We start from the raw sequence: 18,047 nt of genomic DNA, 5'->3' as shown, positions 1-18,047 counted from the left end.
TCAGCCCTCGACTTTTTGAAATTCTTCCGGCTTTTCGAGAACCGAATAGCCGCGGCGTTGATTGGCGATGAAAACCTGTATGGAGCGGATCAGCATCAGCACGAAACCGGCCATGACGCTGTAGAAAACGATGTTGCGCGGCAGATCGACGGTGACCATGCGTTCATGGGCGACGATTTCGACATAGCGCCACATCAGCCAGCAGGCATAGACAAAGAATCCGATCCGAACGAGATCGACGAAAATCGCGGCACCCCGCGCCATCACTGGGGGCAGATAGTGGTAAAGCACGTCGACCTGGATGTGCCGCGAGACGCGGACGCACATGACCGAGCCCAGGAAGACCACAGCGATCAGGCAATTGGTTGCGATCTCCTCCGTCCAGGCATAGGAATCGTTCAGAACATAGCGCGTGAAGAACTGCAGGAACACGCAACCCGTCATGATCCAGAAGATGACGAATGTGATCCAGTCCTCGAAGGCGTAGCCCGAAACATCCGCGGCTGGTGGGGCCTCGTCGAAGGAATGGGCGATTTCCTCCGGCGTCGTCTGAAAGTGGATTTCCTGTGACATGGGCGATCATCCGGCGAGGTGGGCGGAATGCCGGCGGCGCTCAACCGACCGCCGGCAAGCGGTTCACTTGACGGCGCGGATCGCCTCCCAGTCTTCCTTGCGGTAGCCGAAGTCCTCAAGCGCCACTTTATCTATGACGTTCGCTTCGAAATCGGCCTTGTCGACTTCGGTGACTTCAAGGCCGCGCTCCCTGAAGGTCGCGACGAGCCCGTTCTCGCGCTCCTCGATGATCTTTGTAGCGCGCTCCGCGGCTTCCTGCATGACCTCGGTGAAGATCTGCTTGTCCGCATCGGAAAGCTGCGACCACAGGGACTTGGAGACGACCGTGTTCAGGTGATCCACGATATGGCCCGTCAGCACGATATGCTTTTGTACTTCGAAGAACTTCTTGGCTTCGATCGTCGTCAGCGGATTCTCCTGGGCCTCGACGGTGCCGTTCTGCAGCGCGAGATAGACCTCGGCAAAGGCGATCGGCGTCGTATTGGCGCCGCAGGCGCGCGGCATGGCCAGGTAGGCCGGAACGTCCGGGACGCGCATCTTCAGGCCCTGCATGTCGGCGCATTTGGAAATGGACCTGTTCGATGTCGTGTGGCGCGTGCCGTAATAGGTGACGGCAGTGATGTGGTTGCCGGAGGCGTCCTCATAGCCCTTGGCGAGGTCCTTGAAGACATCGCTCTTGGTATAGGCGATCAGATGGCCTGGATCGCGAAAAGTGTAGGGAAAATAGGTGACGCCGATCGGCGCATATTCACGTGCGGCGAAGCTCGAGCCGGAAATGATGATATCGACCGTGCCGAGCTTCAGGCCCTGGTTGATGTCGGCCTCCTTGCCAAGCTGCGAGGCCGGGAAGACGTCGATCTTGTAACGCCCCTCGGTGCGCTTGCCGATCTCTTCGGCCGCCCAGACGGATTCGGTGTGGAACGGCTCCGACGTCTCGTAGACATGCGCCCATTTGAGCGCCGTCTGAGCCTGAGCGGTGATGGCCGAAGCCAGGATAATCGCAGTCGCACCTAGTAGCAGTCTGACCTTCATCTTCTTCTCCTCCCAAAGTGAAGTCATGCGGCGATGCTATTTTCCCCCGACACGCCTCCACGCGGCGGGTATCGTACTGTCGGTCGTTTCCTCGCCGAAGCTGGCCGACAGGCGAAGTTGCGATTGATCGAGATGCGCGCGCATGGCGGCACGTGCTGCACTTGGATCGCCGGCGGCGATCGCGTCGCGGATGACGCGATGTTCCTCCATTGCGGCCCGCCATGTCTCCGCATTTTCGAAATAGCTGGCCAGCTTCTCGAAATAGGGCGTCATGCGCATGTCATGGATGCTTCCGACGAAGCGGTTCAGCGTTTGGTTGGCAATGATGCTCGATACGAGAACATGGAACTCGCGGTCGATCGCCAGCGCCCTGCGACGATCTTCCAGGGCTGCGGCCATTCGCGCTAGGTTGCCGTCGAGGATGGCGATCTGTTCGGGCCGCGCCAGACGGGCCGCCTCTTCGGCAATGGCACATTCGACGACCGCCCTCGCCCTCAGCAACTCGAACGGTCCCTCAAAGTCCTCCGGCGGAACGTCGGAAGCCGACGTCTGGCGGACCGCGACATAGATGCCCGAACCCATGCGGATGTCGATGAAGCCCTCGACCTCGAGCACGAGCAGGGCCTCCCGTATTGTCGGGCGGGAAACACCGAATTTCTGCGCCAGATCACGCTCGGCCGGAAGTCGCGAACCGGGCACCAATTCGCCCCGCTCGATCAGGCCTCGCATCTGGTCCGCCACCTGACGATAGAGGCGACGCGATTCCACGGCAGAGAACATCATCTTCTCCGAGACGGCCAAGTGGCCAGGTGGTCATACCAATTTTCAAACGATACTCATGATTGTGTCTGTGTCAACCTGTCTGCTGTACAGTGCACGAGGTTTGGCCGAAAACGAATTTGCCTGCAGTGTGACCTACGCAAAGACGGTCTACGTGCTGGTGGGCAGGCGCTGCCTGCTCCCGGTATGGTGGTTCGATCGGTTCGGCAATGCCCCCAAGAAATGAGGGTTGCTGATACTGCTGGTTGTGTCCTACGGTCACCCCTTCAGCTTCACTAGGCTCACCGTCTCCCAGTCATACAGCACGGAAATTCCCGACCGCCCAAGGACAGGAGGTCCCTTTGACCCAGCCGATTAACCTTTATCGTCTTGCTCGCCAGCAATTTTCGCGTGCTTCGAGCCAATCCGCGGAAAACAACTTCCAGGCCGCGCTCGGCAAGGCACAAGATCCTCAGGTAACGAAGAAAAGCAAAGGGCCGCGGGACACTCAGACGCCGGGCGGTGTTATCATTCACAAGATCAAGTGTGGTGATACGGCCATCGAGATCGGCGAAGGGCGTGGCTACAGTCTCGATCAGCTGCAATTGATGAATCCGGAACTGCGGGACAACCCCAACCTGATCCTCGAGGGCGAAACGCTCACAGTTCTCGACCAGAGGCTCTTCAACAATGTCAAAGCCGCCGTCAAAACGACGGACGAAGCCGTCTTGGCGCAGGCCTCTTATGAAGACATGACCACAAACCAGGGCGATGTCCCTCCGCATGTGCGCAAGCTCATGGCCATCGAAGCGCCTTCAGTCCGGCAGGCGGCCGCGGAAAAACGGCGCGACGCTGCGGAATTGCTGACACCCGGCCTGCTGGAAGAAGGGCTCGCAAACGCGCTCGACGAGAGCGCTATGAACAAATCGCTCGACGCCCATGCGGCCGCGATCGCGCCCGTCGGAGAGGGGCATCCGGGCTTCGCAGAGATCATCAATGAGGCAAAAGCCGGAGCGCGTGACCAGATCAACGAAATCTTCGCGCGGAAGGTCGAGTTCACCGATCAGACCACCGGGCGGAAGAGAACCGCCCATCTGCGCGAGCTGATGGCCGAAGCGGAAGGCACTCCGACCGCATCAAGACAGCGGGACGCATCGGCGGAGTGGCGGAACGTGCAGTATGCCATGGTGGCGCTGATGGACGACCTGTCCCAAGAAGCCGTCAAGACGAATGGCGGCAAGGGAGCAAATGAAGAACTGATCCGGACGCAGGCGGTGCAGAATGTCGCCCAGATCCTGGCGGCGGCAACACCGAACCGGGAAGGTCCTCTGGAAAATGATCCCTACATATCGACCGTCAACGTCGCAGCCGACGAGATCCTTGTCATGCGGTCTGCCAGGGCCGTCAACGATGCCGCAAATGACCTGGATGCGGCGCTCGATTCGCCAAATTCCATCCCGGAGCTAGCGGAGCTCGTTGCCCAGACCGAGGGCATCGATACTGATCTTGCTGTCCAGCGCGTCGAGGGATCGCAGTCCGCCGTCAATTCCGCGGTGTTTGATCTTTTCCGCAGTCAGGTCGACCATGGCATGGGCGCGATCATGGCCGATGACCGCCGGGTCCAGGATGCCATGACCAACCTGACGATCCTTGCGGACCGGATGCACACGGCAAAGGGCGAAGAGGCGGTTCGGGAACTCGCCTCGTCCATCGCGCGGGTGATCTATTCAACCGGAGAAAAATCCCATCAGTCCTCCGAAAGCCTGGCGATCCAGATCGGGAGCGGCCTGAAAGAAGCGATTGCCAGCGGCCACAGCCCGGCGCTTGCGCAGGAGGTTGCGCGCCAACTGATGGATCCGAGCGTCGTCGGTACAGGCAACAAATACGAGACGGAAGCCTCCAGTATTCTCCGGCAGGCGGGAATGGGGGTCGAAAAGCTTCAGGAGACCGCGGAGTCAACTGGAAAGGAATTTTACGAAAAGATCGTCTATGTCTCCGAGACCGGGCGGCAGAATATCGGGGAATCCAGCACGTTTTCCCATGCGGATGGCGTGAACTCATTGCTGGAATCGCAAAAATCCCTGGTCGAAAAGACCGACCATTACGGTGAAGCGATCGTCTTGACGCTGGCGTCGACGCAGGAGCTGCCTCCCGAACTAAAGGGCCTGGAAGGTGCCCGCCATCTGCAGGATGCCCGTAATTCTCTGAAGGATGAGGTCGATCAGGAGATCGTAACCGGCAAAGGAAAAGATGCCGAGATCAATTCGCTCCCGCTGCTGACCCAGTCGAGCCCGAGCGCGGCGCTGGCATCGCAGCGTGTGGCGCAGGACGCTGCGCTTGACAGGATGAAGGATGTGCCTGCGGAAGATCTCAACCGGCTCGTTGAGGAACTCGGCAAGTTGCCGGCGGGTGATCCCTATGCCGAAATGGCGACGCAGCTCCATTCGCTGGAGGATCCCAAGACCGTTCTCTACGAGAACCCTGCTTTGACGCTTGCACTGCTCGACCGTTTCAGCACTGTGGATCAAGCCCGCCCGGATGTGCGTCCGGCACCGAACGCCGGCTTCCTCTCCCGTACCGGACGCGACGTCCTGCTCGAGGTTTTCAAATTCCAGACCCAGGGCGGCGGCGGACTGATCCCGGGCATTTCTCCCATACAGCCGTCGGCCGATACTCGTTTCGACGCAATGGACCGGCGCCTCGACGCCCTGCAAAATCGCCTCAGTGCACAAAGTGGCACAGCCGGGCGCCTTTCGGCGATGACGGGAATCGCCCGGAACCTTTGGCTCAAGACCTATCCTATACAGACGATCGAGGCCCGCACCGGGATCAATGCCCATACCCCGTCCAGCCCTTTCGTCAACACCGGCTCTGCTTTGCTCAACCTGTGGGGAACCGCAACTCTCACCCGGTCCGATGTGCCTATTGATCAGGCCTGGGGGTGGTATTTCGCCGGCGGCGCAGCCAAGGATCTGGCCCTTGCAGTGGATGGTACGCGCGGGCTGATAACCGGCCGAGCCGGCTTCTCGCAGATTGCGGGATTGCGCGGCTGGGAGTGGCTGCCACGCATTTATAACGGCGCTGGCGTTGCTCTCTCGGTGCTGCAGGTCGGTCATGAACTGAGAAAGGGCGACCTGCCGATGGCCGCCGCCTGGATTCCCGGCACGGCGGCGAGCATCTATGCGGCAATGCCCGGTGCCGTCGCAGCCGGACCCGTCGCGACCATCGGCTTCCTGCTGACGGCCGGGCTAGTCACCGGCATCAGCCAGTATAGACATGTCCAGGATGCAAATCGCCTTGAGGGCCCGCTCGGTGCCTATCTCAAGGGGGCTGCGCCAAGTGTCGAAAAGCCAGAAAGCCTCGCCAACTGCGATGAAAATGGCGTTCCCTATCTGGCGCTAAACCCAACTCTCGCCAAAGCGCAGGGCGTGTCGCCGAGCCAGATGATCGACTATCTCTACGAGCTCGATGTAGGTGAGCGCGACCGGATGATCGATTATGCCCTGCAGGTGAAGCCGAACGATGAGGGAGAATTCCCACTGAAGAACGATCCGGATGAAAGTACCGCAGGGCAGACCCCATGGATGCCGCAAGGCCGCGGCGTCTATCTTCCCCCAGGCAGCCAGTACCCGGCGGCGGGAGATACCCGGATACAACGCCACCAGATCGATACGGTCGAAGATTTCCAGCGCTGGGCCCGCGAATACAACTATACGCTACCCACCGGTTGATGTGACCGATTGCACCGCACCTTTTTGACGGCTCGCCAAGGGCGGGCGTATTTGCCACGACAGCCCGGCTGGTGCCAAGACGCATCACGCCGGCGGAGCGGCAATCCCGAGTTCCGCCAGGACTATGTCGATCTGTACCGCCGAAGAGGGAGCAGCGTTGCCGTCTCGGATCTTCTCCGCGGTGCTCGGGAAATAGACTTCTCCACTCACATACCCGGCATTCAATCGTGTTGCATCGGTAAAAGCTTGGTCCGAGGCTGCGGTCGCTGCCAGCTTCGCTGCTTCGCCGCCAAAGGCATCGAGCGTGTGGTGAAGATTGTCCCGCAACTTCTCCAGCTTTTCGGCCGGAATTGTTTTCAGCCAATCCACGAAGCGCTGGCGGCCGGCTGGCTCATCGAGGTGATAGCCTTTCAATTCGGCATATCTGCCGAGAATAGGGACCGGGCTGTGGCCGTCCCCGCTCTGGTCGACGAGGACGCGAGCGATACCCTCGTCAAGGCCGGAATGCGCCAGAAAACGCATCGACGTGGCATTCATGTGTTTATTCGAGTCTCGTGTGTCGGCGACGATCATCTGACCTATGACCGCGGCGCCGACGATGACGAGCCCGGCCGGGCCGAACATCGTGCCGGTTCCGAGCGCGGCCATGATCGTTCCGCCCGCCGCGGCGGCCGAGAGGCTGCCCATTAACGGGTCGCCGTCCCTGAAATGGTCCACAGCCATCCATGCATCGAACCCGCCGCTGAGTGCGCCCAGAAATTTGACGGCCGGTCTGCTGCTGCTACCGAAATGCCTGACGGCCGCGGAGTCGGCGTCGAGATGATCCATTCCTCCCAGGATTTCGACCGCGCGTTGGCCGAGTCCGACTGCGTCGATCGCGACTTTCAGACTATTGCGTAGCGTAGGGTTGTTCTGCGCCGTCGCCGCCGAATTGGCGAGGCTCGCTCCGGTGGCTGCTACTCCGATCAGGCGCAGTATCTGGCCCGGACCGGTCGTGTTCGCAAAGGATCTGACGCCGCTCGAGCTCTTGAGGTCGTTCAGATCCTCGTTCAGCTGAGCCATCTTCGCACTGGATTGCTCTAGGGTCTCTCCAGCCTCCGGCAGCGACTTGGTGACAGCATCGATCGCCCGGTCCATGTCGATCCCTGGAATACCGAGCATCTGTGAAAGCTTGCCCTTTTTGAGCGTCTCGAGGCTCGCCCTGGCCTTGCCAATTTCAGCAGGGTCGTCCGATTGCAGGTCTGTGAATGAAGGCAGAACCTTATGGCGGATGATCTGGGTCGTCGCTTCCTCCGCGAGCTTGCGGCCGCGATCGCTCAGGCGAGCCTGGTAGCTCATCAGGTTCAGCACGGCCGGGCTTTCCAGCAGTGCTGGATCCTTCCTCATGGCGATGTTGATCGCCATCGCGGTCTTCTCATCCGACAGAATCTTGCCGATCTGTTCATCGACGGCCTGTTGCTGGGAGGCGAGCTCCGGCGGCAGCTCGCCGAGCGCCGTCAGCTGCTGCAGCAGCTTTTTGCCATTTGCGGCGATGTTGTCCTCAAGGCGCTGTTCGGTCACCCCCCATTCGGCGCCCTTGTCCTTCTTGTAGTCTGCGATCGCCTTGGTGAGTTGTTCGGGGGTCATCGTCTTGCCATGGTTGGAGACCAACCACTGCAGTTCCTGCATATGCGCCCCATAAGCGATCACGTCCCGGTTGACCGTGCCGGAAGCATATTGCTTCACGTTGGGAACGATGTTCTCAGTTACGAAATTCGGAGCGGCTTTCGCGCTGCCACCCGCGACGGCAATCGGGTAGTCGAGACGCGAGCCGTTGCTGATGGCCATCGGCATCACGTTCGGGTGATATCCGCCGAGAGCCGCGAAGCGCCGGGCGAGCTGGTCGCCCCCGGGCGTGCCGGCAATGCGATCGATGATCGTCATCATGTTCGCTTGGCCGTTCATGCCAATCAGATCGCCACCGATCTGCTCCTGCTTTCTGGCATTGGCCGCCTCGATCGTCGGCATGGCGACAGATACGAGCTCGACTGCCAGTTTCGGGTCGGCCCCTGCGGTCAGCCGCTCGAGATTCGTCATCGTGGTTGCAGCATCGCCCTGTTCGCTGAGGCTCTGGCCCGGCTGGTAGTCGGCCAATGGCTTCGATGCACGGCTTGCCGCCTTGTCGATCAGGGCTCTCGAGTCCGCGGAACGAAGCAGCACGCGCTGGACCTCCGGCGCTGCCGAGCCGTAGGCGGTAGAGAATTTGCGGAACGCTCCGCCCGGTCCGGCGGCGTTTGCCTCATCGATGAGGCTGCGCGCCTTCGCTTCAACCTCGAAGCCGGCATGCGACGATGGGCGCAAGGTAATGTTCAGCGCTTTCGCCGCATTCTCGATTGCGGTCTGAGCAGGAGCGGCATCCAGCCATTCACGATCGAAGAGGCGTTGCAGCGTCTCGGCGCGTTGCACATAAGGCAGCCGTTCGACAAAACCTCTGACATCCTTGGCAATCTGGTCTGTCTCCGCCTGATAATCGATCTTCGGGTTGTCGGAATATTGGGTTTGATTGCCGCGCTTATAAATGTCCTCGGCAAACACCGCCTCCCCGTCCGTCCTCAAGCCGCGCTCCTTGATCGCGGCCTTCACGGCGGTCCCGGCCGGTCCCGCATCGCCCCAATCGTTGCCCACCAATCGCAAGGCCGCCGCTTGTCGACGAGGCGTCGGTAAACTGTCGAGGTAGGTCTCGACCTCGCTCTGCATGCTCTTGCATTCGGCGGCGTAGTCCATCTTCGAAGACTCGTCCGCATAGGCAAGCTTGTTTCCGCGCTCGAAGAGATCACTGACGAAGGCTGCTTCGCCCTCCGGCACGCCTTTGCCGTCCACCGGTTCTCCTGCGACGACCTCCGCCGAAGTCAACGGCACGATCAGGACTTCGTTCGGGTCAACCTCTGCAGCCCTCCCCGTGAGCCTGATCCGGTTGGCCGCGAGCAGGTCGTCAAAGCTCACATGGTTGTCCTTGGCGATCTCCCACAGGCTATCCCCCTGCTCGACGACAATCGCTTTTTCCTTGAGCGGATCGATTGCATGCGGACCTCCGGCCTCTGCCCGCTCGCGCACGGCCGCGTTGATCTGCTCGATGAAGAACCGTCGTTGCTCCTCGGCAATCGCCGTCGCCCGGTCGCCAGTCGCGTTGTAGCGGCTTCGACCATCGATATCGATCCGATAGGACATGAGACCTCCCTGAGATGAGGCGCGTCGAGGATGCCGTTGCCAGACGGGATAAGGTGTCTGAAAGACGCGGATATGCGGGTTGCCCGCAAGCGCGGTGCGCAACCACAATAATGCGCTTGCTTAATGGTTTGATGACAGAGGTTGTGCTTTCCCGGCGCCCGCCCCCTCTGGCGAGGGGTCTAGTTCGACGCACCGGCAAGGCCGCGCAGCACCTGCGGAGCAGCCTTCAGGAGCGCGAGCTCGTCGACCATATATTGGAGGAGATAGGTCAGGTAGAGGACGATCAGGATCACGAAGATCAGGTTTTTGATTGCGAGCGAAAGATCGAACACGTGCAATTGCGGCGACATTCGCGACAGATAGGCAAGCATCAGATCAGCGATCAGCAGCGCCAGCACGATCGGTGCGATCAGCAGTACGCCGATTTGCATGACCCGGTCGAGAATGGCGAGCACGGCCGTGGCAGTTTCCGAACCGAGCGTAGGCCGAAAGCTGGTCAAGGGCCAAATTTCGTAGCTTCTGTAGAATGTGTCGGCGAGCAGGGAAAACCCGCCCGATTTGAAGAAGACGGCGACCAACGCCAGCACAAAGAAGGTGCCGGCAATGCTGGTCTCCGTCGCCTGCAGCGGGTCCACGAGCTGCGCGGAGGTGGATCCTCGCTGCAAATCGACGAGATCGCCGGCAACCTCGGCGGCCCAGAAGGGAATGCCAAGCACCGCGCCGAGTACAACGCCGATGATGATCTCCTTCATGAATAAGCCGGTGACCATCATTGTTGTCAGGCCCTGCGTATCGATCAGCGTCGTCGTGAACCCCGGCACGAGCGGCAGGGCAATTGCGATTGCTACCCCGGAGCGGATAAGCCCTGTCAGGCCGAGCCGCACAAAAGCAGGCGTGATCACGATCATCCCCAGCGCCCGAGCCATGGCAATGGCTGCCCCGGCGAGCACCGGATAGATGGCATCGAGCATCGCCAATGTGGAGGGGAGAAAATCCACGTGCCACCTACCGCGTCAGAGCCGGAAAGACGTCGAGCGTGTTGCTGGCGAAATTCGCCACCTGGACCGCGAGCGTCGGGCCCAGAACGATCAGGGCCAACATGACGGCCACGAGCTTGACGGCCTGTGGCAGTGTTTGGTCCTGGATCTGCGTCAAGGCCTGTATCAAGCCGACACCGACCCCTATGACGATGGCGATCGCAAGTGCGGGGGCGGACGCGAGCAGCACCGTCAAGAGCGCTTTCTGCATTTGGGCGAGGAAGGCGGTTTGATCCATGGGCTCTATCCGTAGCTCAGGATCAGGCCGTGCATCAGCCTCGACCAGCCGTTGACGGCTACGAAAAGGAAGATCTTCAGCGGAATGGAAATGAGTGTCGGAGACACCATCATCATGCCCATCGCCATCAGGACGGTCGACACGATGAGATCAATGACCAGGAACGGCAGATAGAGCAAGAAGCCGATCTCGAAGGCGCGTGTCAGCTCCGAACTGACGAACGCCGGCACGAGGATCAGGAGACTGTCGGTCTCCACCTGGCTGCGGGCCTCTTCCGACCAAATTCGCTCGGTTGCCTGCATGAAGAACTGGCGCTCGTTCTCATCCGTGTAGCGCGTGAGATGCGCCTGCAGCGGCACGCGCAACGAGTCCGCCGCCCTCATCATGCTGTCCATCGACTGGACGTCGACCTGCTCGCTGGAGAGCGTGCGGTACATCTCCCCGACGAGCGGTGTCGTCACATAGACCGTGAGGATCAATGCAACGCCATAGAGCACGAGATTGGGTGGCGACTGCTGAATGCCCAAGGCGTTACGGATCAGGAAGAGGACGATCGAAATTTTCAGAAATCCCGTCATCGTAACCACGGCGAGCGGTATGAGCCCGATCGTCGAGACAATGATGATGATCGGTATGAGATTGGTCGTCTCACCCATCGGTCGAGAGCCGCACGATGCGCACCCCGAGACCTTCGCCCACCCTGATCAGCTCGCCCTTACCGACCAGACGGCCATTCGCCATGATATTGACAGCGCACGAAAGGCTCGGACGTGCATGGAGCACCGTCCCCTTGCCCATCTTGGCGATTTCCTTGAGAGGAAATTCGGCCCGTCCGATCTCGAAAACGAGCTGTACCGGCAGGTCCGTTAGCGGTTCGAGTTCTTCGGACGGTATTTCCTGGTTTGCCATGAAAGAGTGTTCCCAACTTGATCTTAGAAGTTGCCAACCTGACGTCAGCACGTAGCCCTCATCGCCCCGGCGGAGCGAGGCGATCATGTGATTTGATATGAGTGCGAAGGGATCGTCGGTCGGAGACTGCTCGCACAGGACGATGTCGCCGGCCTCAAGGCTCTCCAACTCGCCGGCGCTGAGCCGCTGGGCGCCGACGCAGAGCTGCACGGGGTGGACCAGCTCCGCCGCAAATCCGTTCAGACAAGGCGTGGGCTGATCAAACGCCCTGCCGATCTTCAGCGCCGCTCCGGTGCTCAGCTGCAGTTCGGCATAATGGGGCAAGCCGCCGAGTTCGATCATCCACGAAAGCGTGATCGGATGGTCCGCCGGCATTTCGTGTGAGCCGAGACCCACCGGTTCACCGACACGATTTTCCAATACCTCCAGATACAATGCGAGAGCCTCCTCCAGGAGGAGGTTGCGCTGCAGAGAGGTAAGCGTAGCGATTTTCGCACGAACTCCGAGACCTGGCGCGAGCTCGTCGAGCGCGGCCGCGGGAATCATGAGCCGGCCCTTCGACGCGCCGATAAAAAAGGCGAGCTCGACCGGCTCCGCCAAAGCCCGCCGGTCGTCACTCGGCTGGATGGAAACATTCGCAGTCGCCAGCGCCAGCCGAAAGGCAACACGGATCCGCGCGAGCAGGTTGAACGCATCGACATGCGCGGCGGGAACTTCCGGCAACCAGGAAGGGTCTTCCGCAAGTAAGCGAACTTCCGCAGCCCGGGCGCCGGTCTCAATAGACATCTTCATCCGGTCACCTGGCACGCTTTCGGTTGTTTACAGGCGCGCCATCTTCCTCATCGATCTCGCTGAGGACGTCTGCTCGCTTGGCATCCAGCCGGTGCTGCTCCTCGACGACCAGCGAGATGCGCTCATGCAGCTTACGTTTGCCCCGATACTCGGCCGCAAGCTCTCGGCTCCGCCTTGCCTCCCGCATTTCACTCTGTCGAGCCGCGTGAATTTCCTGCTCCAACTCGCGGGCGCGGTGATCCAAGGCATCCAGCGCCCTGCGGTAGTTCTCGATATCGCGCTGATCTAGCGGGGCCTGGTTGAGCTCGGAATAGAGGGCCTCCTCCTGCAATCTTCGCTCTGCCTCATGCGCAAGGCTCTCGTGCTTCGCTGCCTCGACGGCACGCGCTGCCTGCCTGTGGCGCCCATGCTGGCGCTCCGCCTCAACTTCAGCGCGGCGCATCCTCACTGCCCGCAGTTCCACGAGTCGGCGCAAGTCGACTTTCCGGGTCACAGTGCGATCCTCTTCAACAGCTCTTCCGTCGTCTCCAAAGGCGAGAACTCGTCACCGTCCTGTCTCAGAAAAGCTTCTATCGCATCGCGCTTTTCGATCGCTTCATCCGACAGCGCATCAACGCCGCGCTCGTACTCCCCTACCCGTAGCAAAAGCTCTATTTCCTCGTATCGGGCAAGCAGCGCACGAATGTGAGCGGCATGCTGCCGGTGCGCCTTGCCTGCGACGGTTTCCATCAACCGGCTGCGGCTCTTCAGCACGTCGATTGCGGGAAAGAAGTTGCGCTCGGCCATACTGGAACTCAGCATGATATGCCCGTCGAGAATGGCTTTCGTCTCCTCGGCGACAGGGTCCAGCGTGCCGTCACCCTCGGTCAAAACGGTATAGAGAGCCGTGATGGAACCGCCTCGCCCGGGCCCTGCCCTTTCCAACAAGCGCGGCAGCGCGGCAAAAAGAGAGGGCGGAAAGCCGCGGCGCGTCGGCGGCTCGCCTGCCGCAAGGCCGATCTCCCTTTGGGCCCTGGCAAAACGGGTGACACTATCCATCAGCAGCAGGACGTCTTGACCTTGATCGCGAAAATACTCGGCGATGGCGGTCGCGCCGTAGGCTGCCTTGACCCGCTCTATCGCAGGGCGATCGGATGTCGCAACGACCACGACCGAGCGCCTGCGGCCCTCCCCGCCCAGTTGCCCCTCGATGAACTCCCGCACCTCACGGCCGCGCTCGCCGATAAGCCCGATGACGATGACGTCCGCTTTCGTGCCGCGAACGATGCTGGACAGGAGCGAGGACTTTCCGACTCCCGGTTCTCCGAAAATGCCGACGCGCTGGCCGCGAGCGATGGTGAGCAGTCCGTCGATCGCACGGATACCAAGTTGCAGAGGTTCGGTGACCAGATCGCGCTGCAGCGCGTTGGGCGGCGGCCGGTGCGTGGGGTAGTAAATGTCCGTGGTAAGCGGAACCGTGCGATCCTCAACGAAATCGAGGACGTCTCCCAAAGGGTTGAGGACTCGGCCAAGAAGGCCCTCGCCAACAGGGATCTGCAATGTCTTGCCGGTGGCGATCACTTCCGCTCGCGTGGACATGCCCTCAAGATCACCGATGGGCGTGAGCACTGCCTCCTCGTCTTCGAAGCCGACGACCTCCGCTGGCACCATTGCGCCGGATACCGGATCTCGGAGATGGCAAAGCTCGCCGATGCGGACCATGGGGGCCGTTGCATGAACGATGATGCCGGTGATCCTGCGAACGCGACCGTGCACCGGCCGCGTTTCCGCCGCCAGCGCCCGTCGCCGCAGGCGCTGAATGAGCTCGCCAGGGTCCGAAAGTGCTTGCTCGATCATGCGGCAGAGCCCGAAGCGTCAGTGCGAACACCGAGCAAGGCGTCGCGAACGACGGAAAGTTGCGTGTCGAGCCCTGCGTCGACGACAGCCACGGCATTGGCGAGAACGCACTTGCCGTCGTCCATCCGGGGGTCCGGCAGAACCGAGATCTTTAGCGCGGGATGTTTGTTGTGCCGCTCGATGAGTTCAGCCACGCGGTCAGCCGCGGCGGGAGATACGGTGATCGTAACCTCGCGCTCATGCTGAAAGGATTGCAGTGCCTGCTGCGCAAGTGTTGCGACCAGCTCCGCCTGATCGATACGGCCGAGCAGTTTTTCGACGATCGCGAGGCTGAGTTCGGCGATCTGGCGGTCGAGCCCAGCGACATAGGCGTTGACGTCCGCAGTGGTTTTCATAAGCAGGACTGCTGCCTGACGCTCTCCCTCCGAACGGCCGGCCTCGTAGCCCTGCCTCCTGCTCGCTTCGACAAGCTGGCGCACCTGCGCGAGCTGATGATCCGCTTCGGTTTTTGCCGCCTTGAGAAAGGCGAACCCTTCGAGCCAGTGATGGCCTTCTGCCTTTCGCAGAATCTTCGTCGTCGGCCTATTGGGGAGTTCTTTCATCGCTCCCCGTCCCTAGGTCGATGTTTCTTCGCGCTGGAGGCGCCGAACGATCGCCGCTCCCCTAGTCCGATCGGTCGCCTCGGCGTGACGCGTGCCGTCATTGTCCACCTCGTCCGTCAACCGTAGCCATGCCGCCAAGGCGTCGGGGAGCGATGCCCGCCAGTCGAGCCAGCATTTGCGGCCGTCTAATTCGATCGCCTGTATCAGGGAGTCGAGGTCGCCGGGAGGCTCGTGGCGGGCGGCAAGATCTCGATTGTCCACAGCGATACGGAATACTCGGTCGCCGATACGCTCCTTCATCGAGGCGACTTCGCGGCTGCGAATTTCGCCGGCAAGCACATGGCCCCAGAACACCGCTCCCGCAAGGTAGCTGTGCTGTGCTACAGCTGAAGGCGACAGTGCCAGGAGCTTGAGGTCGCCTTCTTCAGGGGAGGGACAGGAACCGACATCCGGAAGCTCGAATTTCTCCATCAGCAGCCGCGAAAGCTGTCTTTGCACCCGATCGGATTGCTGTAGCCTGAGGGCCGCCTCGACCGTGATCGCCCCACCAAAGGCGGTAACGATATGGCGCGGATGGATGAGGCGCGCCGGGGCGTGGCAGATGGTCGCCCAGATGCTCTGCATTTCGGCGGCCGTCGCGCCGCTTGCCGCTTGGCGCTCCGTCACTTTGCCGGCCCATATGGCTGCAGAGGATAGACCTTCCGCCGCCCGCTTTGCTTGCGCCATACCAGATAACCGAGGCTTGCCATCGCGGCGAGCAGAGCTCCCGCCAGGCAGCCGAAGATGAGTTTGGCCTTGGCGACGCTCGCGGGAAGCATCCAAATTCCAAGGAAGGAGGTGAGTTCCGCGCCGGTGGCGGGCTCGCTCGTCCGTTGACTGGCCACCGGCACAACCGAGACCTTTTCGTATGTCAGTCCCGATATGCTGTTGGCGACGAGAGTCTTGATCCGGGGAATGAGCGGGTTGACGTCAAGACTGGCTTCGTGGCGGATGAAAACCGATGCTGAGGCGGGGATCGCGTTGCGCTGCAGCGGATCATTGTCCGGTAGGACAACGTGAACGCGCGCGGCGAGCACGCCGTCGATCTCTGATACCGTCCGGGAAAGCTCTTCGCTCAGCGCATAGATCATTTGCGCCCGCTCCTGCACCGGCGAGGCGACGAGCCCCTCCTGCTTGAAGACGGTTCCGAGCGTGGCGAATTTCTCTTTCGGCAAGCCAGCCGTGTTCAGCACGGCCACAGCCTGAGCGAATTGATCTTCGTCGACGGTGACGGTCAGCTTACCGTCCTTCTGGACGACGCGGCTGACCGCTATGCCCTTCGACAAGAGGGTCGCCACCATCTCATTCGCCTCCCGCTCGTCCAGATTGGTATATAGATCGACGCTGCAACTCTGCAGCGTCACGACCATGAGCACGAGGTACACGCCGCGTGCGATCGCAGAGGGAATCCGGGAAATATTCATTGACCTTTGACGAGGGTCATCGTCGCGCTAGTGAATTGCGTCGGGCCGCGAACGACCATCTGCGTCTCGATGGCGTGATCGAAAATCCTTCCCAGTGCCTCCACCAGCCGCCCCGCCTGACTGTCCGATGTCCGAGTGAGACCTGCCTCGGCAGCGCCCAAAGTGGGCGAGAACGACCGTGACGTCTCCTGTTGGCCCGATTTGGCAAAAAGCTCCGTGCCGGTCGCGAATTTCCCGGCACGCTCGACGAAACCCTGCAGGTTGTCGGCGATCGTTCGTCCAAGGTCCGCCGGGCTTGCCCCGTGAGGCAGGATCGTGACGTTCATCGCCGCATGTGCGAACAGGTCTTGCGAAGCGACAGCATTCGAGTCCTGCACCACGGGAGCTGCTGCAAGCGTCGTATTTCCAACTGGCGGGACAACCGTCATTGGTTGGTCTCCTGTTTGCTAGAGCGACTATTCCTCGTCCGACAAAGCTTCGTTTAGGACTTCCTGAGCGATCTTCATCATCTCCTGTCCGATCAGTTGGCTGCCGCCACTCGCAACCGCTTGCTGTAGCGCTTCTTCGAATTTCGCCTGTGTTGGGTCTACATTCTGCGTCTGAGTGGGTGTCCGTGCTGTCGCGGCTACCGATCCGGTCATCTGTTCCCCTCCTGCTGAGCGTCGCTGGTATGGAAATTGGCCGTTTGACGACCACTCTCGCCGAGGTCGTCCGTTACCTCCTTGTGCTGACCGCCGCGGAAGATCCGCACGCGTGGATCGTCCACCTGGGCTCTCGGAGGCGGCTGAACCGATGCGACGACCTGCTTCACCATCGCAATGAATGCAGGCGGTCCGGAAACGCGAAGCGCCGGAGCATTGGGGGTGCTGCGAAGGGAGAAACGATCGTCCATGAGCTCCAGCCGCTCGATCTCGTCTACGACCGAACGGCCATCCGCTCTGCCAATATTGATGATCTGGGTCGAGAACTCGTCGCTGGCATTGATGTGCAAGACCGAGCCGTCGAAGTACCAGATCAGCCCGTTGGCCTGTGCCAGCTTTTCAAGGAACCCCTTGGCCGTTTCTGCACGGACTTCACCCCGGACCTGCCCCCGGATCCGGTCGGACACGACGACCGGAATGGAGAGATTGCGCCCGAACTCCTTGAGTGCGTCGCGAATATCTTGATTGATCAGGACATAATTGTAGCTGCTGCTGTACCAGTGCGGAGCGCCGGCAAGGGTCCGGGATGGTACCGCTAATACAGCGACAGCAAACATACAGACGCCACCCGCAAGTACGAAGTTATTCATATGAGACGTTCCAACTATCCGCATCACGCGGGCGAAAGCTATAACAGTAATCTGTGGCGCGCAACTCTCAGTTGGACGAAAATGACAGCAACGCAGAGCGCTAAACAAGCGCTTAGAGAAATACAGTACCTTTATACTGGTATCTCGATTTCATTACAATTACATGACATTTCTGGCCGCAATCTCGACACTGTCTTCACGAGGAATTACATATTGTAATATTATGTGATACCCTTGCAAATTGTCATTTTCCCGCGGGAACTTTAACCATTGCGGGCCCCGATGCAGGGGCGGTCGACTCGATAAGAACTCTCAGCCGGCGTCCGGGAATGCTCGGGGCCGGCCGAATTATCAAGGAGAAGACAATGGCAGTTTCCGGTGTAGGCGGTACGCAAACTTCGGATAATTCGATCAAGACGATGACGGAAGCTTTTGACAAGGCTATCGAAAAGTCTGCTGAAATCACCAAGATCACCACCGAAAAGAAGGTCGCCCTCGACGCAGCGAAGCAGCGTCCGAACGGCTAAGCGCTAAGCGGAGGGGCGGCTTGCGGCCGCCCCTTTCATCTCCGGTGCAT

At 60.6% G+C, this 18,047-nt stretch carries 18 protein-coding genes; 2 read left to right on the top strand and 16 right to left on the bottom strand.

Going from position 1 to position 18,047, the window contains the following annotated elements; genetic code table 11:
• The 3 genes from SJ05684_RS21475 to SJ05684_RS21465 form a co-directional block, all read right to left on the bottom strand.
• Entirely contained in the window at positions 1-573 is a 573-nt protein-coding gene (locus SJ05684_RS21475) for a TRAP transporter small permease (protein ID WP_034858054.1), read from the bottom strand.
• 63 nt (positions 574-636) lie between these two features.
• A complete protein-coding gene (locus tag SJ05684_RS21470) occupies positions 637-1,605 on the bottom strand; it encodes a sialic acid TRAP transporter substrate-binding protein SiaP (protein ID WP_034858133.1) in 969 nt (322 codons plus the stop codon).
• A 36-nt stretch (positions 1,606-1,641) separates the two neighbouring features.
• Entirely contained in the window at positions 1,642-2,385 is a 744-nt protein-coding gene (locus tag SJ05684_RS21465) for a FadR/GntR family transcriptional regulator (protein ID WP_034858134.1), read from the bottom strand.
• 341 nt (positions 2,386-2,726) lie between these two features.
• Here SJ05684_RS21465 and SJ05684_RS21460 point away from each other — a divergent pair, with 341 nt between their 5' ends.
• Positions 2,727-6,095 carry a hypothetical protein gene (locus tag SJ05684_RS21460; RefSeq protein ID WP_050980151.1) on the top strand — a complete coding sequence of 1,123 codons (3,369 nt, stop codon included), beginning with the start codon at positions 2,727-2,729 and terminating at the stop codon, positions 6,093-6,095.
• A gap of 84 nt (positions 6,096-6,179) precedes the next feature.
• Here the strand turns inward: SJ05684_RS21460 and SJ05684_RS21455 are convergent, their stop codons facing one another.
• From SJ05684_RS21455 to SJ05684_RS21395, 13 genes are all read right to left on the bottom strand, one after another.
• The gene (locus SJ05684_RS21455) at positions 6,180-9,302 is read right to left on the bottom strand and encodes a LysM peptidoglycan-binding domain-containing protein (protein ID WP_034858057.1); all 3,123 of its coding nucleotides are present in this window, start codon (positions 9,300-9,302) and stop codon (positions 6,180-6,182) included.
• A 179-nt stretch (positions 9,303-9,481) separates the two neighbouring features.
• Entirely contained in the window at positions 9,482-10,300 is an 819-nt protein-coding gene (gene sctT / locus SJ05684_RS21450; RefSeq protein ID WP_083846246.1) for a type III secretion system export apparatus subunit SctT, read from the bottom strand.
• Between the two features lie 7 nt (positions 10,301-10,307).
• Positions 10,308-10,577: an EscS/YscS/HrcS family type III secretion system export apparatus protein gene (locus tag SJ05684_RS21445; protein WP_034858061.1), complete on the bottom strand. Its 270-nt coding sequence runs from the start codon at positions 10,575-10,577 to the stop codon at positions 10,308-10,310.
• A 5-nt stretch (positions 10,578-10,582) separates the two neighbouring features.
• Entirely contained in the window at positions 10,583-11,233 is a 651-nt protein-coding gene (gene sctR / locus SJ05684_RS21440) for a type III secretion system export apparatus subunit SctR (RefSeq protein ID WP_034858063.1), read from the bottom strand.
• On the bottom strand, positions 11,226-12,278 hold the full coding sequence (sctQ, locus tag SJ05684_RS21435; protein WP_034858065.1) for a type III secretion system cytoplasmic ring protein SctQ: 1,053 nt from the start codon (positions 12,276-12,278) through the stop codon (positions 11,226-11,228). Before sctQ ends, sctR begins: the two co-directional genes overlap by 8 nt.
• Before the next feature lie 4 nt (positions 12,279-12,282).
• Entirely contained in the window at positions 12,283-12,753 is a 471-nt protein-coding gene (sctO, locus tag SJ05684_RS21430; RefSeq protein WP_244426703.1) for a type III secretion system stalk subunit SctO, read from the bottom strand.
• Between the two features lie 14 nt (positions 12,754-12,767).
• Positions 12,768-14,114, bottom strand: a complete 1,347-nt coding sequence (locus SJ05684_RS21425) for a FliI/YscN family ATPase (RefSeq protein ID WP_034858069.1) — start codon at positions 14,112-14,114, stop codon at positions 12,768-12,770.
• Positions 14,111-14,716, bottom strand: a complete 606-nt coding sequence (locus SJ05684_RS21420) for a FliH/SctL family protein (protein WP_034858071.1) — start codon at positions 14,714-14,716, stop codon at positions 14,111-14,113. The genes SJ05684_RS21425 and SJ05684_RS21420 overlap by 4 nt, the downstream gene beginning before the upstream one ends.
• Positions 14,717-14,728: 12 nt before the next feature.
• Positions 14,729-15,382: a SctK family type III secretion system sorting platform protein gene (locus SJ05684_RS21415; RefSeq protein ID WP_034858073.1), complete on the bottom strand. Its 654-nt coding sequence runs from the start codon at positions 15,380-15,382 to the stop codon at positions 14,729-14,731.
• The gene (gene sctJ, locus SJ05684_RS21410; protein WP_034858075.1) at positions 15,379-16,179 is read right to left on the bottom strand and encodes a type III secretion system inner membrane ring lipoprotein SctJ; all 801 of its coding nucleotides are present in this window, start codon (positions 16,177-16,179) and stop codon (positions 15,379-15,381) included. The genes SJ05684_RS21415 and sctJ overlap by 4 nt, the downstream gene beginning before the upstream one ends.
• Positions 16,176-16,607 (bottom strand): hypothetical protein, encoded by a 432-nt coding sequence (locus tag SJ05684_RS21405; protein ID WP_034858076.1) that lies wholly within the window; start codon positions 16,605-16,607, stop codon positions 16,176-16,178. Before SJ05684_RS21405 ends, sctJ begins: the two co-directional genes overlap by 4 nt.
• A 27-nt stretch (positions 16,608-16,634) precedes the next feature.
• On the bottom strand, positions 16,635-16,820 hold the full coding sequence (locus tag SJ05684_RS21400) for a hypothetical protein (RefSeq protein ID WP_034858078.1): 186 nt from the start codon (positions 16,818-16,820) through the stop codon (positions 16,635-16,637).
• The gene (locus SJ05684_RS21395) at positions 16,817-17,470 is read right to left on the bottom strand and encodes a type III secretion protein (protein WP_034858079.1); all 654 of its coding nucleotides are present in this window, start codon (positions 17,468-17,470) and stop codon (positions 16,817-16,819) included. The genes SJ05684_RS21400 and SJ05684_RS21395 overlap by 4 nt, the downstream gene beginning before the upstream one ends.
• A 365-nt stretch (positions 17,471-17,835) precedes the next feature.
• Between SJ05684_RS21395 and SJ05684_RS30060 the strand changes: the two genes are divergently transcribed.
• Positions 17,836-17,997 carry a hypothetical protein gene (locus SJ05684_RS30060; RefSeq protein ID WP_015242601.1) on the top strand — a complete coding sequence of 54 codons (162 nt, stop codon included), beginning with the start codon at positions 17,836-17,838 and terminating at the stop codon, positions 17,995-17,997.
• Positions 17,998-18,047 lie beyond the last annotated feature (50 nt).

The sequence above is a fragment of the Sinorhizobium sojae CCBAU 05684 genome (genome assembly GCF_002288525.1).
GTDB lineage: Bacteria > Pseudomonadota > Alphaproteobacteria > Rhizobiales > Rhizobiaceae > Sinorhizobium > Sinorhizobium sojae.
Note: the sequence above shows the minus strand (reverse complement) of the source record. Positions and strands in the feature narration are given on the sequence as shown.